24 protein-coding genes are annotated in these 25,886 nt (G+C 46.1%); 20 read left to right on the top strand and 4 right to left on the bottom strand.

All coding sequences use genetic code 11. The features are described from left to right. The first annotated feature begins 931 nt into the window (after positions 1-931). The 5 genes from rpmH (at position 932) to mnmE (ending at position 4,908) form a co-directional block, all read left to right on the top strand. The gene (gene rpmH / locus ACYQ2C_RS12375) at positions 932-1,066 is read left to right on the top strand and encodes a 50S ribosomal protein L34 (protein WP_460049260.1); all 135 of its coding nucleotides are present in this window, start codon (positions 932-934) and stop codon (positions 1,064-1,066) included. A 30-nt stretch (positions 1,067-1,096) separates the two neighbouring features. Beyond that, positions 1,097-1,492 (top strand): ribonuclease P protein component, encoded by a 396-nt coding sequence (gene rnpA, locus ACYQ2C_RS12370; RefSeq protein WP_460049258.1) that lies wholly within the window; start codon positions 1,097-1,099, stop codon positions 1,490-1,492. Further along, positions 1,489-1,701 (top strand): membrane protein insertion efficiency factor YidD, encoded by a 213-nt coding sequence (gene yidD / locus ACYQ2C_RS12365; protein WP_460049257.1) that lies wholly within the window; start codon positions 1,489-1,491, stop codon positions 1,699-1,701. The genes rnpA and yidD overlap by 4 nt, the downstream gene beginning before the upstream one ends. A gap of 43 nt (positions 1,702-1,744) precedes the next feature. Further along, complete coding sequence (yidC, locus tag ACYQ2C_RS12360; protein ID WP_460102968.1) at positions 1,745-3,436, top strand: membrane protein insertase YidC; 1,692 nt, start codon at positions 1,745-1,747, stop codon at positions 3,434-3,436. An 80-nt stretch (positions 3,437-3,516) separates the two neighbouring features. Beyond that, on the top strand, positions 3,517-4,908 hold the full coding sequence (mnmE, locus tag ACYQ2C_RS12355; RefSeq protein WP_460102966.1) for a tRNA uridine-5-carboxymethylaminomethyl(34) synthesis GTPase MnmE: 1,392 nt from the start codon (positions 3,517-3,519) through the stop codon (positions 4,906-4,908). Positions 4,909-4,970: 62 nt separating this feature from the next. On the opposite strand, the gene ACYQ2C_RS12350 is transcribed toward mnmE, so the two are convergent. Beyond that, positions 4,971-5,165, bottom strand: a complete 195-nt coding sequence (locus ACYQ2C_RS12350) for a hypothetical protein (protein ID WP_460102964.1) — start codon at positions 5,163-5,165, stop codon at positions 4,971-4,973. A gap of 636 nt (positions 5,166-5,801) precedes the next feature. Here ACYQ2C_RS12350 and mnmG point away from each other — a divergent pair. The 15 genes from mnmG (at position 5,802) to glmS (ending at position 21,985) form a co-directional block, all read left to right on the top strand. Further along, entirely contained in the window at positions 5,802-7,712 is a 1,911-nt protein-coding gene (gene mnmG / locus ACYQ2C_RS12345) for a tRNA uridine-5-carboxymethylaminomethyl(34) synthesis enzyme MnmG (RefSeq protein WP_460102960.1), read from the top strand. Between the two features lie 10 nt (positions 7,713-7,722). Further along, complete coding sequence (rsmG, locus tag ACYQ2C_RS12340; RefSeq protein WP_460102958.1) at positions 7,723-8,367, top strand: 16S rRNA (guanine(527)-N(7))-methyltransferase RsmG; 645 nt, start codon at positions 7,723-7,725, stop codon at positions 8,365-8,367. A 238-nt stretch (positions 8,368-8,605) separates the two neighbouring features. After that, entirely contained in the window at positions 8,606-9,394 is a 789-nt protein-coding gene (locus ACYQ2C_RS12335; RefSeq protein WP_460049249.1) for a ParA family protein, read from the top strand. 50 nt (positions 9,395-9,444) lie between these two features. Continuing rightward, on the top strand, positions 9,445-10,368 hold the full coding sequence (locus ACYQ2C_RS12330) for a ParB/RepB/Spo0J family partition protein (RefSeq protein WP_460049248.1): 924 nt from the start codon (positions 9,445-9,447) through the stop codon (positions 10,366-10,368). A gap of 789 nt (positions 10,369-11,157) precedes the next feature. Continuing rightward, entirely contained in the window at positions 11,158-11,547 is a 390-nt protein-coding gene (locus ACYQ2C_RS12325; protein ID WP_460049247.1) for an ATP synthase subunit I, read from the top strand. Positions 11,548-11,676: 129 nt separating this feature from the next. After that, a complete protein-coding gene (gene atpB, locus ACYQ2C_RS12320) occupies positions 11,677-12,603 on the top strand; it encodes a F0F1 ATP synthase subunit A (protein ID WP_460102955.1) in 927 nt (308 codons plus the stop codon). A gap of 121 nt (positions 12,604-12,724) precedes the next feature. Next, positions 12,725-12,973 carry a F0F1 ATP synthase subunit C gene (gene atpE, locus ACYQ2C_RS12315; RefSeq protein ID WP_345427073.1) on the top strand — a complete coding sequence of 83 codons (249 nt, stop codon included), beginning with the start codon at positions 12,725-12,727 and terminating at the stop codon, positions 12,971-12,973. Positions 12,974-13,023: 50 nt separating this feature from the next. Continuing rightward, positions 13,024-13,494 (top strand): F0F1 ATP synthase subunit B, encoded by a 471-nt coding sequence (locus ACYQ2C_RS12310; RefSeq protein WP_460049245.1) that lies wholly within the window; start codon positions 13,024-13,026, stop codon positions 13,492-13,494. Positions 13,495-13,505: 11 nt separating this feature from the next. After that, a complete protein-coding gene (locus ACYQ2C_RS12305) occupies positions 13,506-14,042 on the top strand; it encodes a F0F1 ATP synthase subunit delta (protein ID WP_460049243.1) in 537 nt (178 codons plus the stop codon). Between the two features lie 21 nt (positions 14,043-14,063). Beyond that, positions 14,064-15,608: a F0F1 ATP synthase subunit alpha gene (gene atpA, locus ACYQ2C_RS12300; RefSeq protein ID WP_460049241.1), complete on the top strand. Its 1,545-nt coding sequence runs from the start codon at positions 14,064-14,066 to the stop codon at positions 15,606-15,608. Positions 15,609-15,684: 76 nt separating this feature from the next. After that, positions 15,685-16,545 carry a F0F1 ATP synthase subunit gamma gene (atpG, locus tag ACYQ2C_RS12295; RefSeq protein WP_460102950.1) on the top strand — a complete coding sequence of 287 codons (861 nt, stop codon included), beginning with the start codon at positions 15,685-15,687 and terminating at the stop codon, positions 16,543-16,545. Positions 16,546-16,601: 56 nt separating this feature from the next. Beyond that, the gene (gene atpD / locus ACYQ2C_RS12290; protein WP_460049238.1) at positions 16,602-17,981 is read left to right on the top strand and encodes a F0F1 ATP synthase subunit beta; all 1,380 of its coding nucleotides are present in this window, start codon (positions 16,602-16,604) and stop codon (positions 17,979-17,981) included. Between the two features lie 84 nt (positions 17,982-18,065). Then, positions 18,066-18,491, top strand: coding sequence for a F0F1 ATP synthase subunit epsilon (locus ACYQ2C_RS12285; protein WP_460049237.1), 426 nt, complete (start codon positions 18,066-18,068; stop codon positions 18,489-18,491). Between the two features lie 248 nt (positions 18,492-18,739). Further along, positions 18,740-20,104: a bifunctional UDP-N-acetylglucosamine diphosphorylase/glucosamine-1-phosphate N-acetyltransferase GlmU gene (gene glmU, locus ACYQ2C_RS12280; RefSeq protein ID WP_460102947.1), complete on the top strand. Its 1,365-nt coding sequence runs from the start codon at positions 18,740-18,742 to the stop codon at positions 20,102-20,104. A 48-nt stretch (positions 20,105-20,152) separates the two neighbouring features. Then, positions 20,153-21,985: a glutamine--fructose-6-phosphate transaminase (isomerizing) gene (glmS, locus tag ACYQ2C_RS12275; protein ID WP_460102945.1), complete on the top strand. Its 1,833-nt coding sequence runs from the start codon at positions 20,153-20,155 to the stop codon at positions 21,983-21,985. A gap of 120 nt (positions 21,986-22,105) precedes the next feature. On the opposite strand, the gene ACYQ2C_RS12270 is transcribed toward glmS, so the two are convergent. The 3 genes from ACYQ2C_RS12270 to ACYQ2C_RS12260 are packed head-to-tail and all read right to left on the bottom strand — an operon-like array spanning position 22,106 to position 25,848. Next, complete coding sequence (locus tag ACYQ2C_RS12270; protein ID WP_460115689.1) at positions 22,106-23,881, bottom strand: ankyrin repeat domain-containing protein; 1,776 nt, start codon at positions 23,879-23,881, stop codon at positions 22,106-22,108. Continuing rightward, positions 23,830-24,837 carry an nSTAND1 domain-containing NTPase gene (locus tag ACYQ2C_RS12265; protein ID WP_460102977.1) on the bottom strand — a complete coding sequence of 336 codons (1,008 nt, stop codon included), beginning with the start codon at positions 24,835-24,837 and terminating at the stop codon, positions 23,830-23,832. Before ACYQ2C_RS12265 ends, ACYQ2C_RS12270 begins: the two co-directional genes overlap by 52 nt. Positions 24,838-24,873: 36 nt before the next feature. Next, complete coding sequence (locus ACYQ2C_RS12260; RefSeq protein ID WP_460102975.1) at positions 24,874-25,848, bottom strand: nSTAND1 domain-containing NTPase; 975 nt, start codon at positions 25,846-25,848, stop codon at positions 24,874-24,876. Between the last annotated feature and the right edge of the window lie 38 nt (positions 25,849-25,886).

Genomic DNA, 25,886 nt, shown 5'->3' with positions numbered 1-25,886 from the left:
GTATCTATTGAAAAACACTGAATAAACCAAGCAGCAACGGTAAGCTTAACGAATTATGGTTATTGAACGCTTCTTAACCAGATCGATAAGAAGCAAGGCAATTAAGCCTAGTAACGATTCACTCACAATCCATTTTATGCATACTTGGTTATTAACAAACCCTCAGCCAGAAAAACATCCGAAAAACCTAACAACCATCGTCGATTTCTTTCTTTTTAAAACGTAAGAAATAAAGACCTGAAAACGCCAAGCCGGACACAACTGCCAAAACGAGCTATATCGACATAAAAACCGCTCGGCAACAAAAGCCAAGACAGTGCCCTTCGGAAGGTATTTATCAACAGATTTAGCGAATTACGGGTAATTTTATCTACAAAACTGAGTAAGTCTGGATAACTTATGAATTATTCACATAATAAGAAAACTTAGGCACAGCCGACGCCTAAAATCTTAATAAAGTGCAAATATTAGATCAAATAAAATACAGTTATAAATCATTTATGGGAGAATTGTACCGTGAAAGAAAACACTTATCCACACTATTTTACGCGTTTTAAAACAACAATAACAACGAAAATCTTTATAAATCAGCGTATTAGCAATTAAAAAATAATATTCACAGATGTGCGGTCGAGAAAAACCAAACTTATACACAGAAGGCTGAATAAAACCTGTTGATAAGTTATGATCAAATTGTACGTAAACCCTAAAATGAAAAAAAAGCTATTTTTTGCGCTTTTATTATTGCCTTAATGCTTCAGTTTCCTTAAAATCCCGCCTCCTCGAAATTGAGCAAAAACAAATCAATGAAAGATCGCGTTGGTAAAAGCCAAAAGTGGTCTTTTTGTCTTTATATGATTTGTAAACGACCTATTCGTAGTGCTCAAAAAACTGCAACTTCTTATTAAGCTTTATTAATAGGTACTAACAAATGAAACGCACTTTTCAACCAAGCATTTTGAAACGCAAAAGAACCCACGGTTTCCGTGCACGTATGGCAACTAAAGGCGGTAGAAAAGTACTAGCGCGTCGCCGTTTGAAAGGCCGTAAGCAACTTGCTGCTTAATAAGTCTTAAGTATTCGCGGGTAAACTTGTTTGCCAGATTTCTCCAAGCAAGATAGGCTCCTAAGCGCCCGCGAATATCAACCGGTTTTTGATAAGCCGGACTTTCGAGTTTCACATCCTAATTTTCTTTTTCTGTGTCGTAGCAACGATGTAGAAAATGCCCGCCTAGGCTTAGTCATCGCGAAAAAAAACCTGCGATTAGCAAGCCAACGAAATCGTATAAAACGTCTTATTCGCGAATCTTTTCGACATCAAAAGCACCAATTAGGCAATTTGGATGTTATAGTGCTCGCCCGACGAAATCTGGAGACTCTCGACAATCCAGAAGTCGCAAAAATTTTGAATAAACTTTGGCGAAAAACCCAAACTAAGGCTTCTCCCAAAGCGCAGCAATCGGAACAATCCCCAGCGAGAGCTTGGTCATGAAACACTGCTTGATTTTCTTGGTAAAAATTTATCGATTTTTATTGAGCCCATGGCTCGGAAATCAGTGCCGTTTTGAACCAACCTGCTCGGTATACTGCATCGAATCTCTCGAAAAGCACGGCAGTTTAAAAGGTAGCTGGTTAACCGCCAAGCGCCTCGTAAAATGCAATCCTTACCACCCAGGCGGTATCGATCGGGTTCCAGATTAAACACACCTTTATTATCAGTAATTTCACTGCACGGCTTATATAGATGGACTGGCAAAGAGCAACGATTTTAGCCGCAATACTGGCGGTCTCTCTCCTACTGATCAGAGAATGGGTTGATTTTAACAACCGTCCACAATTGGTAGAGGCAACTTCTGAACAAAGCTTCGATTCAACCACGACGACGGACTTCAATATCGAATCCGCGTCATCGGAAAGCGGCTTCCCTCAAGTAGAAGACCAAGAAAGCTCTATTCCGCAAATACCGAGCGATAACGAAACCAAGCCTGCGCTTAGTACCGAAAATGAATTGCGTTTTATTACCGTAAAAACCGATACCTTAAACGTCACCATCAATCCACACGGTGGCGATATCATCGCGTTGAGCCTGGCAGATCATTTACGAGATCTGGATTCGGACGAGCCGCTGGTTTTACTGGAACAAAACAAGAAGGCTTTATACATCGCCCAAAGTGGTTTGATCGGCAAAAATGGCACCGATTTTAGCGATACTAACCGCCCCATATTTAGCGTCGCGCAGACCGAATATCAACTGGCCGATGATAACGATACCCTAAACGTTGATCTTAACTATCAACAAGGTGACGTTGCCATCACCAAACGGTTTTCGTTCCAACGCGGCGAACACCTCATTGGTGTTGAATACATCATTAACAACCAATCTTCCGAAAATTGGTCGGGCATATTTTTCGGTCAGATAAAACGTGATGGCCAAAAGCCGGAAGTAAAAGGCGGCGCAGGATTTGGTGTGCAACCTTACTGGGGCGCAGCGATCACCACTCCCGATGACAAATATAAGAAACTCGATTTCGGTGATATCGCTGAAGACGAATTCGAAGTTGAACAAACCGGTGGCTGGGTGGCTATGGTTCAGCACTACTTCATCAGTGCTTGGATTCCACCGCAAGAAAGCAAAAACGTCTTTAATCTTAAAGAAGTTAAAGATGCCTACCTGCTGACGTTCAGAACATCCAAATTTTTCGTACCGGCCGGTGAAAAGCACGCCGTTAAGGCACAGTTTTATGCCGGTCCAAAAGATATTGACCGTCTTGAGAAAATTTCGCCTTATCTCGATCTAACCGTGGATTACGGCTGGTTGTGGTGGATTGCTAAGCCGCTGTTCCACATTCTCCAGTTCATTCATTCTGTGGTAGCAAGCTGGGGCTGGTCGATCATCCTATTGACCGTGTTGATCAAAGCCATTTTCTACGTACCCAGTGCAATTGGTTTTAGATCCATGGCTAAAATGCGCAAGCTCGGTCCGAAAATGGCCGAACTTAAAGAGCGCTATGGTGAAGATCGACAAAAAATGTCTGCGGAGTTGATGAAAATCTACCGCAAAGAAGGCGTAAACCCAATGACCGGGTGCTTACCGATTCTTATCCAGATGCCGGTGTTCTTGTCTCTTTATTGGGTACTGCTCGAAAGCGTGCAGTTACGTCATACTCCGTTTTTAGGTTATATCGATGACCTATCGGTCATGGACCCGTACTTTATCTTGCCGATCATCATGGGCGTTACCATGTTGATCCAACAGAAATTGCAACCGGCACCTGCCGATCCAATGCAAGCGCGAGTCATGCAGTTTTTACCGATCATGTTCACGGTGATGTTTATTTTCTTCCCAGCTGGCTTGGTTCTTTACTGGGTTGTAAACAACAGTTTATCAATTTTGCAGCAATGGATTATCACCCGTAAAATTGATGCAGAAGGCTAAACAGCAATCTAAGATAAGTTTGAAGAAAGGCGCCTTAAGGGCGCCTTTTTATTATATCACTCGAGTCAGTGCGAATACCCATGGCTAAACTACCCCATTCCGATCAAGACACCATTGCCGCCATTGCCACAGCCCCAGGACGAGCTGGCATTAGCGTCATTCGCATCTCTGGAAATCAAGCCCTGACCATCGCCCAAACGCTCACCGCCAAGCCACTAAAACCGCGTTACGCAACCCTAGCAGAGCTTCGCAACCAAAACGGAAAACTACTCGATGAAGCCATAGTTATCTACTACCCCGCACCACATTCATTTACCGGAGAACACGTCGTAGAACTTCAAGGCCACGGTGGACATGTGCTTATCAACCGATTGTTGCAAGAGGTTGTACGACTTGGAGCAAGAATTGCGGCACCGGGTGAGTTTTCTCAACGAGCGTTTTTAAACGATAAAATCGACCTCACCCAAGCCGAAGCCATAGCAGATCTAATCGATGCAGGCTCGGAAGCCGCCGCAGACAATGCCTTGATGTCCCTGCAAGGTGGGTTTAAGAAACACATCGAGCAACTATTACAACAAATTATAGAAATTCGGGTATACGTAGAAGCCGCTATCGACTTTCCAGAAGAAGAAATCGATTTCTTAAGCGACGGCAAGGTAGAACGGGCCCTTGAAGCAATCATTGAGCAGCTGATCAGTACTGAAAACAAAGCTCAGCAAGGAGCTCTTCTGAAAGAAGGAATTCGCGTGGTAATCGCCGGACGTCCAAACGCGGGCAAATCCAGCTTACTGAATGCGTTATCCGAGCGGGAATCAGCAATTGTTACCGACATAGCCGGCACCACCAGAGACGTCTTACACGAAACCATTCAGATCGATGGCCTTCCCATCCAAATAACCGACACCGCAGGCATTCGCGATACGGAAGATCCTGTGGAAAAAATTGGCGTGGCCCGCGCTAAACAAGAGCTAGAAAAAGCCCAAGTAATATTGGTATTGCTGGACTCGAAACTATTATCGATTAGCGAAGGTAATCTAGAGCAAGTCTGCGATCAAGAGCTGCAACATCTGGGTTTGACCGAGTTAGCATCCGATAAACTCTGCTTTATTGTTAACAAAATCGATCTAACCACGCTCCCCGAAGGCAGATTGTCTAAGCAAAGACACGTATTTGCTTTATCGGCGAAAACAGAAACCGGCCTATCGACCCTAAAAACCTTCCTAAAGGAGAAAGCCGGTTATCAACAGGCCCAAGAAGGTTTGTTTACCGCCCGAGCCAGACATTTAAACGCCCTTGCCAGGGCTAAAGAATCTGTGCTGCAAGCACTGCAACAACTGCGACTCTATAACGCCGGAGAACTGGTCGCCGAAGACCTGCGCAGTGCCCAAGAACAATTGGGAGAAATTACCGGTGAATTCAGTAATGACGACCTCCTCGGAGAAATTTTTTCAAGCTTTTGCATCGGCAAATAACATCACTTCCCATTCAAAAAACCCTTCAGCAAGAAATCTTGGTTACTTATTATTACTTACGTCTAAGCAAAAGTAACCGAGCTCACCCTCGCCAAGTCATGCGCCTTGATACCCACTCGCGCTTTCAACCGAATATCCTCTAGATTACTTAGCAACGAGATCACTTCGTAAAATCTAACGCTCAATAAACCGCCAAAGACTCGATCAAATACGGTAAAAACACCTACCGAATATCGAGAAAGCGATACTGTTTTCAAAACAATCCAGAAAACTTTTCAAAACAACCTAAAAAACTCAATCGAAAACCTTACTTTCATCTCCACAATCTATACATATGCACTAAAAAAGCACATTAGATTCACTCAATAAACTCAAGTTATTCACAGATTATAGATAATGTTATGCCTTGCGAAATTGTTATCAACAATTACACACAGACTTATCAACAAAAGTATTCGCAAAAACGGTAAGCGATATCGATACATTAAGTAGAACAGGCTTAACAGGCGTAAAACTTCAGGATAATCCTCAAAAGCATCCCCAATTTAAGGGTATAAATCCCATCGAGACCAGAATCAGGAGAATTCTCTGACAGCTAATTAGCACTTAAAACCGCTGTAAAACAACAACTTCTCTACAACCTTGAAATTTACCTAAGAAATTGATTTTATTAACTTTTATACCAGTTATACCCAGAAAACTGTACAGCTAATTACATAAACAAAAACAATCCTATATATCTCTATATATAAGTATAAATTATTCATAATTCATTTAATTTGAGAGTGAATTTATTTTTGGTGATGAATTGACCAACGCAAACATCTCTATATAATTGCGCCCCCTTTCCTTGAGTCTGCCCCTATCAGCGGGTGAAGATGTAGGTATTCCCAATGTCAGAACACAGTCAACACGCGCACAAGCGCTACCAAGTTATTGTTATCGGTGGTGGTCACGCCGGAACCGAAGCCTGCTTAGCAGCAGCGCGCATGGGTTGCTCAACTTTGTTGTTAACGCACAATATTGAAACCTTAGGGCAAATGTCCTGTAACCCGGCCATCGGCGGCATCGGCAAGAGTCATCTGGTAAAAGAAATTGATGCCCTAGGTGGCGCCATGGCCAAGGCAACCGATCTTGCCGGTATTCAATTTCGGGTACTCAACGCCCGCAAAGGTCCAGCAGTAAGAGCGACCCGTGCCCAAGCAGACCGCATACTGTACAAGGCCGCCATTCGCAATATTCTTGAGAACCAAGCCAATCTCGATATCTTTCAGCAGGCCGCTGAAGACCTGATTCTTGACGGCGACAAGGTTGTTGGTGTTGTTACGCAAATGGGCGTGAAGTTTTACGCCGATGCAGTTGTTCTGACCGCGGGTACCTTCCTCGGCGGTAAAATTCATATCGGTCTAGAAAATTACAGCGGTGGTCGTGCTGGAGATCCGCCATCCATCGGTTTAGCCAATCGTTTACGAGAATTGCCGATCAGCGTTGATCGATTAAAAACCGGTACACCGCCGCGAATTGATGCGAAAAGTGTTAACTTTGAAGGCTTGGAAGAACAGTGGGGCGATAATCCCGCACCGGTGATGTCGTTTATGGGTACTCAATCCCAGCATCCACAACAAATTTGCTGCTGGATCACACACACCAACGAGCGCACCCACGACATTATTCGCTCTGGCTTCGACCGATCGCCCATGTTCACAGGCGTGATCGAAGGTGTCGGACCTCGCTATTGCCCGTCGATTGAAGACAAAATCAATCGCTTCGCCGACAAAAATTCACACCAAATCTTTATCGAGCCCGAAGGCCTAACCACTCACGAGCTCTACCCCAACGGTATTTCCACGAGCCTGCCCTACGACATTCAGGAACGAGCCGTTCGTTCTATCAAAGGTTTTGAAAACGCACATATCATGCGTCCGGGTTATGCCATCGAATACGATTTTTTTGATCCGAGAGAGCTGAAATACAACCTCGAAAACCGCTACATTCACGGGTTGTTTTTCGCCGGACAAATCAACGGTACGACCGGTTACGAAGAAGCCGCCGCCCAAGGCTTGTTAGCCGGTGCAAACGCCGCCTTGGCTGTGACAGGCCGTGAGCCTTGGTGTCCAAGACGCGACGAAGCCTACATGGGCGTGATGATGGACGACCTAATCAGCCTTGGCACCCGTGAGCCTTACCGAATGTTCACCAGTCGCGCCGAATATCGCCTGTTATTGCGCGAAGACAACGCAGATATCCGTCTGACCGAAATTGGTCGTAAATTAGGTCTCGTTGATGATCATCGCTGGCAGGTATTCAGTGACAAACGCGAACAAGTTGAGCGCGAGCAACAGCGTATTAAAACCACATGGATTCAAGCGGGCAGCGACGAAGCGAAAGTGATAGAAACAAAGCTGCCGTCACCGTTAGTCCGAGAATACAGTTTGTTGGATCTGTTAAAGCGTCCCGAGCTGAGCTACGACGATATTGCCGATCTCAAAGGTCAAGGCGCCGTGGACGAGCAAGTACGTGAACAAGTAGAAATTGCGGCAAAGTATTCCGGTTATATCGAACGCCAAAGCCAAGATATCGAGCGTTTACGTCAACATGAAAACACCTTGATTCCGTCTGACTTCGATTATTCCATCGTGCAAGGGCTTTCTAACGAATTAAAACAAAAGCTCAGTGATGCAAAACCCGAAACCTTGGCAAGAGCATCGCGTCTACCGGGCATTACACCGGCGGCCATTTCGCTGATATTGATTTACTTGAAAAAACGTGGCGCCTTACAAAAAGCAAATTTGAGCGAAGCGTAAATTCGAACCTATGTCTGACTTAGCAAAAAAACTGAGTGTCCTGATCGATCGTCTAGCGCTGCCAATTACCGACGAGCAATTGGCAATGCTCGTGCAATACGTGGAGCTGTTTCACAAGTGGAACAAAGCCTATAACCTTTCTGCGATTCGCGATCTAGAAGGCATCGTTCATCGTCACATTATCGACAGCTTATCCATCTGCCCGCTTTTGCCTAAAACTGAGCAATACCACATCATTGATGTGGGTACAGGCGGCGGTTTACCGGGAATTCCTCTGGCGATTATGAACCCCGGCTGGCAAGTGAGTTTGCTCGATAGCAACGGTAAGAAAACCCGCTTTCTAACCCAGGTGAAAATCGAACTTGGACTTACCAATGTGTCGGTCTTTAACGAACGAGTCGAAAAACACCAACCCGCGCAGCCCTTAAATGCTGTCATCAGTCGCGCATTTGCCAGCCTTAAAGATATGATCGAAGGTTGCCGAACGCTTTTAGATGACAAGGGCGTTTTTTGGGCAATGAAAGGCGTTTATCCTGAGCAGGAAATCGCTGAAATGCCCGCGGGTTTTGTAGTTAAAGAAAGCTTCAGTATTCACCTCCCCGACGACGACGCGAGCCGCCATCTGCTGGTGATCACTAAAAACTCAACAGAATAAGTCGAGAGGAACGATCTAACGGCGAGGAATAGTCGCGCGAAATGCTGAGAATTTAGAGTAATTTTCAGCAAATTGGTGTTAATCTACGGCGCTTAAATATCTGTAAGTTGGTTGCTGAATCCATCACGCTAAAGCCTTCTCAGTCATGTACAATTTCCCAGATAACTTCGCCCGGAACTTTTGCGAGTTGTATAGGGCAACATTCTAATTCGAACCGAACCAGTCACAGGTGATCAATTTGAATCGCGTTTTCGCCATTACCAATCAAAAAGGCGGCGTAGGTAAAACCACTACTTGCGTAAATTTGGCGGCGTCGTTGGATGCCACCAAGAAACGAACACTTCTGGTCGATCTAGATCCCCAGGGCAACGCCACCATGGGTTCGGGCGTACAAAAAAATGAGCTGGAAGTATCGATCTACGACGTTATTACCGATCAGGCCAACATTAACGAAGCCATCGTCAAGAGCCAAGCTGGTTACGACGTTTTGCCAGCCAACGGTGATCTAACCGCCGCAGAAGTTGAACTGCTGAGCCTAGATAATCGCGAGCAAAAACTACGTAATGCCCTGAGCGTGGTGAAAAATCAGTACGAATATATTCTTATCGATTGTCCACCGTCACTGAACATGCTTACCGTCAATGCCCTAGCGGCCTGTGACGGTGTCATTATTCCAATGCAATGCGAGTACTACGCACTGGAAGGGCTTTCGGCGCTAATAAGCACAGTTAAGCAAATTCAAGAATTTATTAACCCTAAGCTGTATATCGAGGGGATCTTACGTACCATGTACGATCCGCGTAACAGTTTAACCAACGATGTTTCGTCGCAACTATCCGAGCACTTTGGTGAACGTCTATATCGTACCTGCATACCAAGAAATGTTCGTCTTGCCGAGGCCCCAAGTTATGGTCTGCCGGTATTGGCCTACGATCGACAATCAAAAGGCGCCATTGCATACCTAGCTCTCGCCGGCGAAATGCTCCGTCGGCACGCCTCTAGCGAAGCCTCAGCTCAGGCGTCTTAATAAATCAGTACACTCCGTTAACGCAATCTATTAGGCAACAATCAAGAACTATGGCAGCAAAACGAAAAGGTCTGGGCCGTGGGCTGGACGCATTATTGGGCGGAATGTCCACCAGCGAAAAATCAGCAGAAAGTGTCAGCGCTGCAATCGAGGCGGTAACCTCCTCCGATCCAGGTCCAGAAGGTAGATTCGTTGAGTTACCGGTAGAGTTTATTCAGCGCGGTAAGTATCAACCCCGACGCGATATGAATCCCGAAGCGTTGCAAGAACTAGCGGATTCGATAAAAGCTCAAGGTGTCATGCAACCGATCGTAGTGCGCCCGGTTGGTAACGATAAGTACGAAATCATCGCCGGTGAAAGACGCTGGCGCGCTACTCAGCTCGCACAAATTGCGAAAGTTCCGGCCATTATTCGTGATGTCGCCGATGATGCAGCCATCGCCATGGCATTGATTGAGAATATTCAACGCGAAGATCTCAATCCCATGGAAGAAGCTATGTCGTTAAAACGACTGCAAGATGAATTTGAGTTGACTCACCAAGAAGTTGCTCAGGCCGTGGGTAAATCCAGAACGACTGTCACCAATTTGTTACGACTTCTAGCATTGAGTGACGAAGTAAAGCGCATGCTCGAAAACGGCGACATAGAAATGGGTCATGCACGCTGTTTATTAACATTGAACTACGCTGAGCAAAAAGACGTTGCCAGCCAAGTTATTGGCCGCGGACTGTCGGTACGACAAACCGAAGCTTTGGTTAGAAAGCTTCAAGAAGAAACCGTAAAACCCAAGCCAAAAAACCAAATTACTCCAGATTTACACAAGCTTGAGGAAGGACTTTCCGAAAAAATAGGCGTGCCCGTAAACGTAGTGCATTCGGCAAAAGGCGCAGGAAAGCTTGTGCTCAAGTACAATAACCTCGATGAACTCGATGGAATTCTTGCTCACCTTGGCTTTAATCAAAACGACGACTGACACCATTTTTTTTGATTTTCACCGACCAATCTAACATTCCATTCGCGAATTTAATCGAATAATTCGCAGGTGTAAGAGTAACCGCTTTTACACCTCATGAGGTTTCGATTTATGCCCATTCAATGTTACCGATATTACCTGAGATGGTTAAAAAACTTCCAAATTGATCGAGTTGTGTAACCGATATCAAAGATTTTCGAGCAAAAGCTGTGCAGAGAATTCAGAAAAAATAGCCTTTTGGGTGACTGTTGCACGGCTATAAAGCAGAAAAAATGACATAAAATTGCCAAATTTTCGTCAAATTTGGGCATGTTTTTAATACAGATATGTCGTGTATTTCAACGTATAAAGTAAAACTTAATAATCGTTCAATATTTACTTGATTAATTTCAAAATAATAGATCACGTGTCATAAAAATTTAGAAACCCTTATATAAAAATCATTCTAAAGATAGTAACCACTTGCTATCAAAAAAAATCCGGGCCGAACTTAATCGCTGAGAAGACTTTTTTTATTACAATTATTAATAAAGGTTTGGAAAATTACCCTTTCTAATACTTTAATATATCTACCAACTTTGGTGGGATTATCCGGAAGCTTTGTTGAACCGCGCCCAATTTATCCCTATAATTCGCACCGCTCTTAACCCAGTGGTGAAAAGCACAAATTTAGGGCGTGTTTTAAGGGTTAAGCGGTAAAAAATTAACGTCAGATTTACGAATGCTGACCATCCGGTTCTTAAATAACTTGCGGTTTTATTGACAAAAACCCAACGCATTAGATGTTTTATGAATCGAGGCAGTATCCAAAGACCACCAGTTTTTAAAGCAAGCTTTATTCAGCTTATTTTACTGGTTGCAACCACCGTTTTAGCTTATTTGCTCAGTAGCAAAGTTATCGCATATTCGATATTGCTAGGTGGATTGCTCGTCGTTTTGCCGAATGTTTATTTCGCCTTCTACGCGTTTCGCTTTATGGGCTCGCGTCAGGTTGGTAGTGCCTTACACAGTATTTATAGAGGTGAGATGGGGAAATTTACTCTCACTCTCGTTGGGTTTGCGCTGGTGTTTTTGCTCGTCAAGCCATTACACAGCCAGGCTCTGTTCAGTGCCTTTGTTGTCACAACTGTTATTCATTGGATAACTACCTCCAAGTTGGTAGTCGCGCCACGATCGTGAGTCGCTTGATCATGAATAAAAGTAGCTGAGGCAACCCACTGAACCCCTGAATTTTCCATGGAACTCTTTCAAGGATAGAAAATTCTTCAGGGAAAACAGAATTTTTTACTTTTTAGGTGTGAGATTAACATGGCAAGCGAAGCTCAAGATTCGACTGGATATATCCAGCACCATCTTCAAAACCTTACCTACGGTAAGCTACCTGCCGGCTTTGAACGTCACGACGAACATGGCCAGGTTCACGTTTTAGAACACTCAGAATGGACTTTCGCACACAGTAGCGAAGAAGCCACCGCTATGGGTTTTAACGCAATTCACGTTGATACTCTTGGTTGGTCTATTGTTCTAGGTGCTCTATTTATCTTTATTTTTTCTCGTGTTGCTGCCAAAGCTACCATTGGTAAGCCAACGGGTTTACAGAGCTTTGTTGAGCTTGTTGTAAGCTTTGTAAATAACACCGTAGAAGACATTTTCCATTATAAAAATCGCATGATTGCCCCTATGGCTTTGACCATTTTCTCGTGGGTATTCATGATGAATTTAATGGACCTTATCCCTGTGGATTGGTTGCCTGTTGCCGCTGCAAAAGTCACTGGTAATGAGCATCTTTTCTTTAAAGTCGTTCCAACAACAGATCCAAACGCAACCCTAGGTATGGCGCTGACCGTATTTGCTTTGATGATTTTCTTTAGCATCAAAGAAAAAGGTTTGATGGGTTTTATCAAGGAATTGACGCTACACCCATTCCACTCTGGAAAAATCTATATCGATATTTTCTTAATCCCAATTAACCTGATTTTGGAAACCGTATCTCTAATCGCCAAACCAATTTCTCTGGGTCTGCGATTGTTCGGAAACCTATACGCCGGTGAAATGATTTTCATCCTAATCGCGCTAATGTTTGGTGCCGGTTTGGTATTGGGCATATTTGGTGGCGTGTTGCAGTGGGCATGGGCGGTATTCCATATCTTGGTTATCACTCTTCAAGCGTTCGTGTTCATGGTATTGACCACTGTATATATGGCAATGGCACACGATACCGGCGAAAACCACTAAGTTAAGACCATCAGATTTATATCATCTCGATGCCAAGCAGCGCTTGCAGCATCGAGATAGCAGCAATAACGATTTCAGTTTTACATTTTTCAATTTAAAAACTTAAAAGTAGGAGAAAACAATGGAAGCTTTAGGTTTAGTTTACGTAGCGGCAGCTCTATTGATCGGTTTAGGTGCTTTAGGTACTGCGATCGGTTTCGGTTCTTTAGGCGGTAAATTGCTTGAAGGTTCTGCTCGTCAACCAGAACAAGGCCCAGCACTTCAAGGTAAAATGTTCCTTATGGCAGGTCTATTGGATGCGGTTCCAATGATCGGTGTTGGTATCGGCATGTACCTTATCTTCGTAGTTGCACCTGGTTTGGCTGGTTAATGGCCAATTTTGCTTAAAACCTTTCATCCATTAAGCAAAGAGGTGTTGGTATGAATATCAACTTAACACTCATCGGTCAGTCGATTACTTTCCTCATTTTCATAGCATTTTGTTGGAAGTACGTTTGGCCGGCGTTGATCAAAGTTATGAAAGACCGCGAAGATAAAATCGCCGCCGGTCTTGAAGCTGCTGACCGTGCAGACAAAGATTTGGAGCTTGCTCAGAAAGAAGCTGCGAAGAAATTGCACGAAGCAAAAGAACAAGCTGCTTCGATTCTTGATCAAGCAAACAAGCGCGCTAATCAAATTGTTGATGAAGCTAAGCAACAAGCTACTGCCGAAGCTGGTCGTATTAAGACCGCCGCTGAAGCAGAAGTTGAGCAAATGGTTAACCGTGCGAAAGAAGAATTGCGCGGAAAAGTTGCTGCTCTGGCGATTGCCGGCGCTGAAAAAGTGTTGCAAGCAAACATCAACGAGGCCGCTAACACCGAATTGGTGAACAAGTTGGCCGCTGAACTATAAGCGAGGAGATTATGGCTGAACTTACGACTCTTGCCCGTCCCTACGCGAAAGCTGCTTTTGAATTTGCAAAAGAAGCTAAAGCGTTAGACAAGTGGGCAGAAATGTTGTCGGTTGCAGCTGCAGTATCGCAGTCCGATACCGTAGCCAAATTGCTGGCTTCTCCCACGCAAACAGCAGCGCAAAAAGGCGAAGCTTTTGTCGGTGTTTGTGGCGATGCCATCGACGACAAAGGTCAAAACTTTATCCGCAATCTGGCGGCGAACAAACGTCTTGGATTACTTCCGTTTATTTCGGAGCTGTTCGAAGCATTTAAAGCGCAATTAGAAAAGTCAGTTGATGTTGACGTTTCTAGCGCCTTCGAATTGCCACAAGCAACCCTAGATAAGTTGGCGCAAGCATTAAAAACCAACCTTGGTCGCGAAGTAAAAGTACAAGGTATGGTGGATCCGAGCCTGATTGGCGGTGTGTTAATTCGCGCCGGTGATACAGTTATCGATCAATCCATCAAAGGTCGGCTTGCCAAACTCGCCGAAGCAATGAACGCCTAATTCATTAGGGTAGGAACTAGCATGCAGCAACTGAACCCTTCAGAAATCAGTGAAATCATCAAGAGTCGTATCGAAACTCTTGATGTTAAAACCGAAGCCCAAAACGAAGGCACGGTAGTATCGGTAACCGACGGTATCATTCGTATTCACGGTCTTGCGGAAGCAATGTACGGTGAAATGATTGAGTTTGAAGGTGGTGTTTATGGTTTGGCACTTAACCTTGAGCGAGATTCCGTTGGTGCGGTAATTCTTGGTGACTACCAAGGCGTTGCCGAAGGACAAACGTGTAAATGTACCGGCCGTATTCTAGAAGTACCGGTTGGTAACGAAGTATTAGGTCGCGTTGTTGACGCATTGGGTAACCCAATCGACGGCAAAGGCCCACTAAATACTAAAATGACCGACGCGATTGAGAAAATCGCTCCGGGTGTAATCGCTCGTCAAAGTGTTGACCAACCTGTTCAATTGGGTTTGAAAGCCGTTGATGCGATGGTACCGGTAGGTCGTGGTCAGCGTGAGTTGATCATTGGTGACCGTCAAACAGGTAAAACCGCTATTGCTGTTGACGCCATCATCAACCAAAAAAATACTGGCATTAAATGTATTTACGTTGCTGTTGGTCAAAAAGCATCTTCTGTTGCCGCCGTTGTGCGTAAACTGGAAGAGCACGGCGCAATGGCTCACACCATTGTTGTTGCTGCTACCGCTTCAGATCCAGCATCTATGCAGTTCTTGGCGCCTTTCGCCGGCTGTACTATGGGTGAATACTTCCGCGATCGCGGTGAAGACGCATTGATCATTTATGATGACTTAACCAAGCAAGCTTGGGCTTATCGTCAAATTTCATTGCTACTTCGTCGTCCTCCAGGTCGTGAAGCTTACCCTGGTGACGTTTTCTATTTGCACTCACGCTTACTTGAGCGTGCGTCTCGTGTAAACGCCGACTACGTTGAGAAATTCACCAACGGTGAAGTGAAAGGTAAAACCGGTTCTTTAACCGCGTTACCAATCATCGAAACCCAAGCGGGTGACGTATCTGCGTTCGTACCAACCAACGTGATCTCAATTACCGATGGTCAGATCTTCTTAGAAACTGACTTGTTCAACTCAGGTGTTCGTCCTGCGATGAACGCTGGTATTTCGGTATCTCGTGTGGGTGGTGCTGCACAGACCAAAATTATCAAAAAGCTTTCTGGTGGTATCCGTACTGCTCTTGCGCAATATCGTGAATTGGCGGCGTTCTCTCAGTTCGCTTCTGACCTTGATGAAGCGACAAAAGCCCAGCTTGACCACGGTGAGCGCGTAACCGAGTTAATGAAGCAGAAGCAATTCCAACCTCTTTCTACTGCTGAAATGGGTGTGTTGTTGTACGCAGCTAACGAAGGTTACTTGAAGGATGTAGCTGTTGCGAAGATTGGTTCTTTCGAATCTGCTCTACTTGCTTATATGGCATCTGAGCACGGCGAATTGATGAGCCAAATCGTTGCGTCTGGTAATTACGACGACAATATCGCGGCGACCTTCAAAGCAGCTATCGAAAGCTTTAAAGCAACCCAAACCTGGTAATCATCAGGCCAGGAGCTGCTGCTTGAGTTCGCTTGAGCAGCAGTGGTAATTCATAAATACGATTCGAGGGCCAGTTATGGCAGTCGGAAAAGAGATACGCACACAAATTGCCAGTATTAAAGGCACGCAAAAAATTACTTCTGCAATGGAAATGGTTGCGGCGAGTAAAATGCGTAAAGCTCAAGATCGTATGGAAACTGGTAAACCCTACGCCCAGCGCATGCGAGCTGTAGTTGGTCACTTGGCAAATGCCAATCCCGAATACAAGCACATGTACATGGTAGAGCGTGAGGCGAAGCGAGTTGGTTACATTATTGTTTCCAGTGATCGAGGCCTTTGTGGTGGCTTAAATATTAACGTCTTTAAAAAAGCGATCCTGTCTAGCAAAGAATGGGCAGATAAAGGCGTAGCTGTTGATCTTGCATTGATTGGTGCAAAAGCAAGCGGCTTCTTCAAAAGTGTTGGCGGTAACGTGGTTGCGAGAATTCGCGATCTAGGTGAAGCGCCAAGCATCGCAGATCTAATTGGTAGCGTTAAAGTCATGTTGGATGCTTATTCCGACGGCAAGATTGACCGCCTATATTTGGTTAGCAACGAGTTTGTAAACACAATGGTACAAAAACCATTTGTAAGCCAACTACTACCGTTAGAACCCGAAGAAAACGAAGAGCTAAAACACCACTGGGATTACATCTACGAACCAGATGCTGAGGAGCTACTTGACGGACTTTTGACTCGTTATGTTGAGTCTCAGGTTTATCAGGCCGTTGTCGAAAACGCAGCTTGTGAGCAAGCGGCACGTATGATCGCAATGAAAAATGCGACCGACAACGCGGGTGATCTTATCGAAGGTTTACAGCTTGTGTACAACAAAGCGCGTCAAGCTGCGATCACTCAAGAGCTTTCAGAGATTGTTGGTGGTGCGGCTGCGGTTTAACCCAGCGAGCCCAAATAAACGCTTTTTTAATTTCAAATTTTTAAGAGGAATCGGAAATGAGTAGCGGACGCATTGTGCAGATCATCGGTGCCGTTATCGACGTTGAATTTCCACGCGATTCCGTACCTAAAGTATACGACGCATTAACTGTTGCAAATAAAGGTTTAACCTTAGAAGTACAGCAACAGCTAGGTGACGGTGTGGTACGTACAATCGCCATGGGTTCGTCCGAAGGTGTTAGCCGTGGTCTTGCAGTTGAGAACACGCACGCACCAGTTTCTGTACCAGTTGGTATCGAAACACTTGGTCGAATCATGGATGTTCTAGGCAACCCAATCGACGAAGCCGGTGAAATTGGCGAAAAAGAACGTATGCCAATTCACCGTAAAGCGCCAGCCTATGACGAGCTTGCAGCTTCAACGGAATTGCTAGAAACAGGTATCAAAGTTATCGACCTAGTTTGTCCATTCGCCAAGGGTGGTAAAGTAGGTTTGTTCGGTGGTGCTGGTGTTGGTAAAACCGTAAACATGATGGAATTGATCAACAACATCGCCAAAGAGCACAGCGGTTTGTCTGTATTCGCCGGTGTTGGTGAGCGTACTCGTGAAGGTAACGACTTCTACTACGAGATGAAAGAGTCCAACGTATTGGGCAAGGTTGCGATGGTTTACGGCCAGATGAATGAGCCTCCAGGCAACCGTCTTCGCGTAGCTTTGACCGGTCTTACCATGGCGGAAAAATTCCGTGACGAAGGTAAAGATGTACTGTTGTTCGTTGATAACATCTACCGTTACACCCTAGCGGGAACCGAAGTATCGGCTCTTCTAGGTCGTATGCCTTCTGCGGTAGGTTACCAGCCAACTCTTGCAGAAGAGATGGGTGTACTTCAAGAACGTATTACTTCTACCAAAACTGGATCAATTACCTCGGTTCAAGCCGTATACGTTCCTGCGGATGACTTGACTGACCCAAGCCCTGCAACCACGTTTGCTCACTTGGATTCAACCGTTGTATTGTCTCGTGACATCGCTGCTAAAGGTATCTACCCTGCGGTTGACCCACTAGATTCTACATCTCGTCAGTTAGATCCTTTGATCATCGGTAATGAGCACTATGAAACTGCCCGTGGTGTGCAAACTGTTCTTCAACGCTATAAAGAGTTGAAAGACATTATTGCCATCTTGGGTATGGATGAGCTTTCTGAAGAAGATAAGCAAATCGTTGTTCGTGCACGTAAAATCGAGCGTTTCTTGTCACAACCTTTCCACGTGGCAGAAGTGTTCACCGGTGCACCTGGTAAATACGTAACACTAAAAGAAACTATTCGTGGTTTTAAAGGCATTCTTGCGGGTGAATTCGATAACTTGCCGGAACAAGCTTTCTACATGGTAGGTTCTATCGACGAAGCAATCGAAAAAGCGAACAAAATGAAGTAATCCGCAAGGGTTACTTCTAGCTTTTAAGATAGTTTAACTCGGCGTCGAATTTTCGGCGCCCTGCTACCACCAAGAGGCGATACAATGGCTATGACCGTGCATTGCGACATAGTTAGTGCTGAAGACTCAATCTTTTCAGGTCTTGTAGAGATGATCGTTGCTGCTGGCAGCGAAGGTGATGTGGGAATTGGTTACGGCCACGCCCCATTACTTACTGCTCTCAAACCTGGACCTATTCGCGTCATCAAGCAAGGCGGTGAAGAAGAGATTTATTATATTTCCGGCGGCTACTTAGAAGTACAGCCCTCGGTAATGATTGTCTTAGCTGACACAGCCGTGCGAGCCGAAGATCTTGACGAAGCAAAAGCTTTGCAAGCCAAAAAAGATGCTGAAGCTGCGTTAAGCACTCAGTCTTCTGAGCTGGACTATTCTTTAGCCACCGCACAACTTGCAGAAGCGGCAGCGCAACTTCGCACACTTCAAGCAATTCGTAAAAATCTAGGTCATTAATAAGTACACACTTATTTTTGACTAAAAATACGAATTCTTTAAAAGGCAGTTTTTACTGCCTTTTTGTATTTCGGGTAAACAATACTTATTTAAAACCCAATCACTATAAGCACTTTTTCGATACAATCTCACCTAATCAAACCAATAACGATTCAATTTAGTATCTGCCAAAGCTTGATGATTTTACAGCCAACGTTCAAAACCAGGCATAATCACACCTTCTCACCTTCAAAGAAAAGACCCGCTTTATGATCGACGTTATCGTACTTGCTGCCGGTAAAGGCACCCGCATGAAATCTTCATTACCAAAGGTATTAAATACTATTGGTGGCAAATCCATGGTGGAGCATGTAATCGATAGCGCTTCTTTCATAAATAACGCCAGAGTTCATTTGGTGGTCGGCCATCAAGCTGACAAGCTTAAAGAAGCCTTGTCGCATCGAGAAATCAACTTTGTTGAACAGGCTCAGCAACTGGGTACCGGCCACGCCGTACAAATGGCATTGCCCGATATTCAACCTTGGGGTGTAAGCTTGATTTTATACGGTGACGTTCCGCTAATTTCCGCCTCCACGCTTCAACAACTTATCAAACTTGTCGATGAAACCAGCCTAGCTCTGCTAACTGTTCATATGGAAGACCCAACAGGTTATGGGCGCATTGTGCGTGATCGAGATGACAACGCCATCGCAATTGTTGAACACAAAGATGCCGACGCAGGCCAGCTTGCCATTCACGAAATCAACACCGGTATCATGGCGGTCAATAACGAAGACCTAGTCAAATATTTGCCTAAACTCGAAAACAATAATCGGCAAGGTGAATATTACCTCACCGACCTTATTGCCATGGCGGTTGCAGACGGTAAAAATATCCGCACAGTTGAGCCGGATTCACCAGAAGAAGTGCTCGGAGTGAATACTCGCTTACAACAAGCAGAGCTTGAGCGTTATTATCAATACAACCAAGCGCAAAAACTATTGGAATCAGGCACGCACCTACTCGACCCTAATCGCATTGATGTGCGTGGAGAACTGGTCTGCGACGATGGTGTAAGTATCGACGCGAATTGTATATTTGAAGGCAAGGTTACCTTAGGCGAAAACACGGTTATTGAATCAAACTGTATCATTAAAAATGCGGTTATCGGTAAAGGCGTAGTGATTAAGGCGTTTTCTCATCTCGAAGACGTTGTCATCAGCGATGGCTGTGACGTTGGCCCCTACGCACGTTTGCGCCCCGGCACCGAGTTGGCCAATGGCGCAAAAATTGGCAACTTTGTTGAGGTTAAGAAATCAAAAATCGGCATTGGCAGCAAGGTGAATCATCTAAGCTACATTGGCGATGCCGAAATCGGCGAAGGCACTAACATTGGCGCCGGAACCATCACCTGTAACTACGACGGTGTGAACAAGCATCTCACCAAAATCGGTGATGATGTCTTTGTGGGATCAAATACAGCTTTGGTGGCACCCGTTGAAATTGAAAGTGGCAGCACAATTGGCGCTGGATCAACCATCACCAAAAGCGTACCTAAAGACCAGCTCGCGTTAACACGCCCAGAACAGGTACACAAATCGTCTTGGGTACGACCGACGAAAAAAAAATCGTAACTTAATTCATAAAATGTCGATAAAAAAGACGAACTACTCGGAATAACTATGTGTGGAATTGTCGGCGCCATCGCCAACCGAACGATAAATGCTATTTTGATTGAAGGTCTACGTCGCCTTGAATATCGTGGTTATGATTCAGCCGGTGTTGGCTTAATCAATAAAGAAAGCCAAGCACTGGAATTGTGTAAATCGGTAGGCAAGGTCCAAGAGCTTGCCGACAAATTAGAAAATACTCGCCAGCAAGGTAATGTAGGTATTGCTCATACTCGTTGGGCGACCCACGGCAAACCTACAGAAGTAAACGCGCACCCACATAGAAGTCACGATATTGCCATAGTTCACAACGGCATCATTGAAAACTACCAAGAGCTCAGAAAAACCTTACGCGAAGAAGGTTATGAATTCATAAGTCAAACCGACTCAGAAGTTGTTGCACATCTTATTCACTATCACAAACAAACCAGCGCAAGCCTATTAGAAGCCATTCAAAAAACCATTAAAGAACTCAAAGGCGCCTATGGTCTTGCTTGTATCAGTGAACAAGATGTAGATAACCTGTACGTAGCTCGTAAAGACAGTCCATTAGTCATTGGCGTTGGTATTGATGAAAACTACGTGGCATCTGATCCGTTAGCGCTTCGTCAGGTGACCGATCGCTTTGTATATCTTGAAGATGGCGAAGTTGCGCGAGTATCCACAACCGGTTATGAAATCTTTAATAAAGAAGGTAAAGCCGTAGAACGCGACATTGAAATCAGTCGAGACACGGTTGAGTCTGTGGATAAAGGCACCTACCGTCACTACATGCTCAAAGAAATTTTTGAGCAGCCTAAAGCGTTAAAAAATACGTTGCTTGGCCGCGTTGGTAATCAAACCGTTTTTGAAGAAAGCTTTGGTTCTGAAGCCACCACCATCTTTGATCAAGTAAAACAGGTGCAAATAGTTGCCTGTGGTACCAGCTACCATGCCGGATTTGTCGCTAAATATTGGTTTGAAGACTGGGCGGGAATTCCCTGCAACGTCGAAGTTGCCAGCGAATTTAGATATCGAAACCCCGTCGTGCAAGATAACACCCTATTTGTGACCATCTCACAATCGGGTCAAACCGCAGATACCTTAGCAGCACTGAGTGAAGCTAAAGACGCCAACTACTTGGCGACTCTCGCCATTTGTAATGTCGCCGCTAGCCAACTGGTTCGTCAGTCCGATCTTGCTTTTATCACTCAGGCAGGCGTTGAAATCGGCGTTGCCTCCACAAAAGCTTTCACCACTCAGCTAATCGGTTTGCAGTTGTTGGTTATTGCCCTGGGCAGACGCGCGCGCTTAAGTGCAGAGCGCGAAAAACAATTGGTGTCTAACCTAACGGATATTCCGGTTTTCTGTGCGGCGGTGCTGCAACTCAACAACACCATCGCCACCATCAGTAAACATTTTACCGAAAAACATCACTGCTTATTTTTAGGTCGCGGCGTGCAATATCCCATTGCGCTAGAAGGCGCCCTTAAAATAAAAGAAATTTCTTACATTCACGCCGAGGCCTATCCATCCGGTGAATTAAAACACGGGCCGTTAGCATTGGTTGATAGCGACATGCCGGTGATCGCCGTAGCACCTAGCGGCGATTTGTTAGAAAAAATTAAATCCAATTTAGAAGAAGTTGCCGCTCGCGGCGGCAAGTTGTACGTATTCGCCGATGAAAATGCCGGATTCCGAAACGACGAGCAAACCACAGTAATTAACATTCCTCACTGCCCACAAAGCATTGCACCGATCATCTACACCCTGCCCTTACAGCTACTGGCTTATCATGTCGCCGTAAATAAAGGTACCGATGTAGACCAGCCACGTAATTTGGCTAAGTCTGTTACTGTGGAATAAAAGCTATTTGGATTAATCCGGTATGAGTTAATCCAAAATTAAGCTCGGTAATAGGATGAACGGAAACTTCAAATCTATTACCTATTGCCACACCTTGTGTCGGCCCGCCACACCGGCGGTTCATTGCCGAGTGCGAATTTCCAACGGTGCGTCGATGCGAGCCGGAAGATCATCGAGAAGAAGCGTATCGTCCAGCATATCTACCGTACCATCCTGATGCACTTCAAAATTTGCAGCGAACACGGCATCGCTATAGTAGACGAGAGCTGAAACGCGCCAATTGCCCTGCTTATCTTTACCCCAAATCCGCGGTGGTCGGAAGGCAGCTTCAAAATCGCCCTGCAATTGGCCGAGGTATGGCAGGAATTCATTCTCTTCACAATCCACGATAAAAAACGGCCCATCATCCCCTCGAACGAAGAAACAGAAGAACGCCAGATAATCAAGAACCGTCTTCTCATTAATGTGTGGTTGTTGGTTTCCATTTACTTCATGGATTGGTGGTGAGGTGCCGTTCAGCCGATAGAGCTTGTCGCCCTGAAGAAGAAAGCAGATACGGCCAGTTGCGGAGCTAGAATTGCGCCGTAATTCTAGCAGCGGCACATTGGGGTGGAACGTTAAATCGAAGACAGAAATATCGAGCGCGTCAATATCGCCCCATTCCTTCCGCCACTCTTTTCGCAGTACCGCCATTTCTGCATCTTTTGCGATGCGCGCCTCGTAAGCGCGTTCGAGACAAAGGAAGGGTGGTAGCCCCACAATTGATGATGAAAGCTCAGAAGATGCTGTGTTATTGGTCGGGTCTTTCATACCCTCTTCCAGTGCACGAAATTTCGCGAAATTTTGTTCGACAGCCAGATCAGAAGGTCGGCGCCCCCAATGATCGAGCGGTACGGTGAAAGAGCCGATGGCAAGGACCGACCGAAATCGTTCACTATCGCCAGTAATCGCGGCGCGATGAAGCACAGTGCTTCCCCGGCCATCACGACGAAGTGAAAGCGGCGCGCCCTGTTTAATAAGATCGGCTGCGGTTTGTAAATCTGCCGTATCAATACAAGTGCCCAATAACTCGCCTGCCTCCTGGGTGTTGATCGCGCCTCTGGTAAACCGGCGTTGCAGTGATGCGCGTAACCCTTCGGCGGCAGGAACAGCCGCCAGGGTGAGCAGTTTCTGGAATTCCTTTTTCAGTATTGGCCAGTGGCTCGGATCATCCGTAAGTGTGGCCAGCACTTTGTGGTTTTTTAAGCGAATCAGGATTTCCAGCCCGGTTTCGCCCCCAGAAGCTTGTTCATGGGTATCCGTTAACGCCTGTGGTGCTTCATTTATTAGGCGCAGAACCGTAGCCGGTCGGCGGCTTGAGAGGTCTTCAATCCGCATGGCGGGTGTCATTTTGGCGTAGTCATTGGGTACACGCTCGTCTTGGCGCAGCACACGGCGGGCTTCGGGGAAGTCTCCACCAAGATCAAACGGCGTCTCGCCCTTATTGTTTGGCTGGTTGGGGTGTAAACGGTAGTCTCGCAACAGTATTTCGACCAAGGTGCGGGCGCGAAAGCGATCCTCCTCCGTTGGCGCTTCGTTAGAACTGCCACGGAAGACACAGTGGAACAATGTATCACCGTCCTCGCTCTGGTGCACCGGCGAGGATGGGTCACCCAGTTTATTGAGATCTGGCTGTAGCAGCACCCGTAGCGTTTCCGCCTGGCGATTACGGGCAGCAATCATCAGCGGCGTGTCACCTTGGTTGTTTCGATGGCGCAGTATGGCGGTGAGCCTCTCTTCATTCACCTCTTCGGCTAGGTAGGTGGCAAGAACTTTGGATGAGCCATACGAGGATGCTCTGGATATTACAGTGTGCTCCCAATAGTCCGATTTCTGAATATCGATGTGCGGCAGCAAGTAACGAAAGGCGTTAACTTGATCACCTCTTGCCGCCCAATGCAGCGCTGTTTGTATTTGTCCAGTACGGATAGGTTGGCGTCTTGCTGGGTGAGACGTTCGATTACATACATATTGCCGTAACGCGCGGCCAAATGAATCATTCTTTGCTCGCAAGAGCTCTCAATTATGTTGTTCAGACCAACGTGGTTGATCATTGCATCGAAGTTGTCATTTAGATGCTCGATGATCGGAAACGCAATTGCGTGCCATGGGTACTTTTCAGTCTTCAGCGGTATGCCCTGGGCGATTAGAAAAGGCACTGCTGGCCCATTTGACCAAGCGGCGGAATGGATAAGGTTTTGGCCATCTCGATCTTCGACATTTATGCTTTCAGGTTTGAGTGCGAAGAACCGTTTAAGCAGTTTGACTCGATGGTAGATGGCGGCCAAGTGGGCGTAAGTTTTATCGCTTCTTGAGCCTTCAAGCACGGCCAAGGGATCTTTCGCTGTATCAAAGACGGCCAGGGCCTGGTCGCGAAGCATTACATTGTCTCGTTCTAAGGGCTCGTTCGATTGCGTCCAGTCCACTAGATGTTCTTGGAGTGTCAACGCCGCAGCGCGGAGGGTCGAACCATCGTCTTCCAAAGGTACGAGTTTGTCGCGTTGGTGCCAGTAGACGGCGTCTTCCCGGAAACGCTGCACGATCTGTAGTATCTCCTTGCGATAGGTGAGCCAGCGGTTGGCGGGGGACCAACGATCAAAAAGCGCCTGGTGCACCGGCCTCAATCGCGTTTGTTCTAGGCCCGGCATGGGCACCAACAACCTGCGCTTGCGAAATGCCTTGCGCAGCCTAAGTGTTGCCTCGTTTGCATCGGCTTCTATCACAGTACGCAGCTGTATCTGGCCATCATGATCGACCATTACTAGAGGTTTAAGAAAATTATCGAGGTATGAAAAGTTTTCGTCTGTCTCAATCGGGTCAGCAAAGTCTTTACCGTATCCGGCCTCACGTCAGGCGGCATCAGCCAGGTTTTGAATAATGTCCGCAAAGGCGATGGCGTCTTCGCCGCCAATTTCCTCTAGTGTTAGTGAATGATCTTTGTTGGCGTTCCCTGCTTTTAAAAATGCGTTTTCTAGGCGCTCATATGCTGTCGTCCCGGCTAAATCGGCATATCGTTCATAGAGCTTATGGAAAAAAAGGCAGGCCAGTGGCAGGGGCGAAGCGTGACTGTTGGATGTGTCGTGCTCGAAAGCTCGCCACTTAATTTTGATTGCCTCAACAACGGTCGAATCGAGGCGTAGACCGCCCTGGGAGAAGCCGCTTTGGGCGATTTCACCAACCGTGTCATCGGTGGCATCAACATTGAAGGTCTTCGGCATTAGACCAATCGCCTCGCCAATACACAGATCTATAAAACTCTGCTCGCGCGCGCTTTCGAGGGTGGCAATAAGGCGGATGTTTGGCGAGCGGCACAGTGCTTTCAAAAAGTGTATGACCAGCCACCAACCGTTTGGTGGCGCGCCGGTGCTTCGATCGCGTTCGAGCTTTAATACGTCAATGATCTCCTCAAACTGATCGAGGCCAATGACCAGTGTGACATGGTTATCCTCAATAGACGTGCGCAGGCGTTTGGCGTAATTGCTTGCACGCATAGCTGCGGGGCCACCGGTGGTAAAGGCTACGCTTGCGGCTTCGGCGATCAGGCTTGCCAATTTGTCCAAGGCATCACCCTCACCGGAGCTCGCCATTAATTCGGTTGGGCGAAAGGGCAACAGTACTGAGCCGTCAATCTCGCGCAGTTCACGCATAACGCCGCTTTGCATCAGTGACGACTTGCCGCAGCCACTGCGCCCTCTCAACAGAATAAAATCACCAGAATTGGTCATAGCCGCGACTATGTCTTTGATAACCTGCTCGCGGCCCGGTAACGGTTTGTCGTCGTCGGTTGTCCAGTGGGTGAGATCGCCTTTAAAGGGATTGCGCAGTGAGGTGATGTTTGTTTTCTCGGCTAGATCCTCGTGTT

This window comes from Sessilibacter sp. MAH3 (assembly GCF_054658275.1).
The sequence above is the reverse complement of the archived record's forward strand: the minus strand, read 5'-3'. Positions and strand labels throughout refer to the sequence as shown.

Coding starts and splice junctions, on each gene's coding strand:
- rpmH (WP_460049260.1), top strand. CDS start 932: ATGAAACGCACTTTTCAACCAAGCATTTTGAAACGCAAAAGAACCCAC.
- yidD (WP_460049257.1), top strand. CDS start 1,489: ATGAAACACTGCTTGATTTTCTTGGTAAAAATTTATCGATTTTTATTG.
- yidC (WP_460102968.1), top strand. CDS start 1,745: ATGGACTGGCAAAGAGCAACGATTTTAGCCGCAATACTGGCGGTCTCT.
- mnmE (WP_460102966.1), top strand. CDS start 3,517: ATGGCTAAACTACCCCATTCCGATCAAGACACCATTGCCGCCATTGCC.
- mnmG (WP_460102960.1), top strand. CDS start 5,802: ATGTCAGAACACAGTCAACACGCGCACAAGCGCTACCAAGTTATTGTT.
- rsmG (WP_460102958.1), top strand. CDS start 7,723: ATGTCTGACTTAGCAAAAAAACTGAGTGTCCTGATCGATCGTCTAGCG.
- ACYQ2C_RS12330 (WP_460049248.1), top strand. CDS start 9,445: ATGGCAGCAAAACGAAAAGGTCTGGGCCGTGGGCTGGACGCATTATTG.
- ACYQ2C_RS12325 (WP_460049247.1), top strand. CDS start 11,158: ATGAATCGAGGCAGTATCCAAAGACCACCAGTTTTTAAAGCAAGCTTT.
- atpB (WP_460102955.1), top strand. CDS start 11,677: ATGGCAAGCGAAGCTCAAGATTCGACTGGATATATCCAGCACCATCTT.
- atpE (WP_345427073.1), top strand. CDS start 12,725: ATGGAAGCTTTAGGTTTAGTTTACGTAGCGGCAGCTCTATTGATCGGT.
- ACYQ2C_RS12310 (WP_460049245.1), top strand. CDS start 13,024: ATGAATATCAACTTAACACTCATCGGTCAGTCGATTACTTTCCTCATT.
- ACYQ2C_RS12305 (WP_460049243.1), top strand. CDS start 13,506: ATGGCTGAACTTACGACTCTTGCCCGTCCCTACGCGAAAGCTGCTTTT.
- atpA (WP_460049241.1), top strand. CDS start 14,064: ATGCAGCAACTGAACCCTTCAGAAATCAGTGAAATCATCAAGAGTCGT.
- atpG (WP_460102950.1), top strand. CDS start 15,685: ATGGCAGTCGGAAAAGAGATACGCACACAAATTGCCAGTATTAAAGGC.
- atpD (WP_460049238.1), top strand. CDS start 16,602: ATGAGTAGCGGACGCATTGTGCAGATCATCGGTGCCGTTATCGACGTT.
- ACYQ2C_RS12285 (WP_460049237.1), top strand. CDS start 18,066: ATGGCTATGACCGTGCATTGCGACATAGTTAGTGCTGAAGACTCAATC.
- glmU (WP_460102947.1), top strand. CDS start 18,740: ATGATCGACGTTATCGTACTTGCTGCCGGTAAAGGCACCCGCATGAAA.
- glmS (WP_460102945.1), top strand. CDS start 20,153: ATGTGTGGAATTGTCGGCGCCATCGCCAACCGAACGATAAATGCTATT.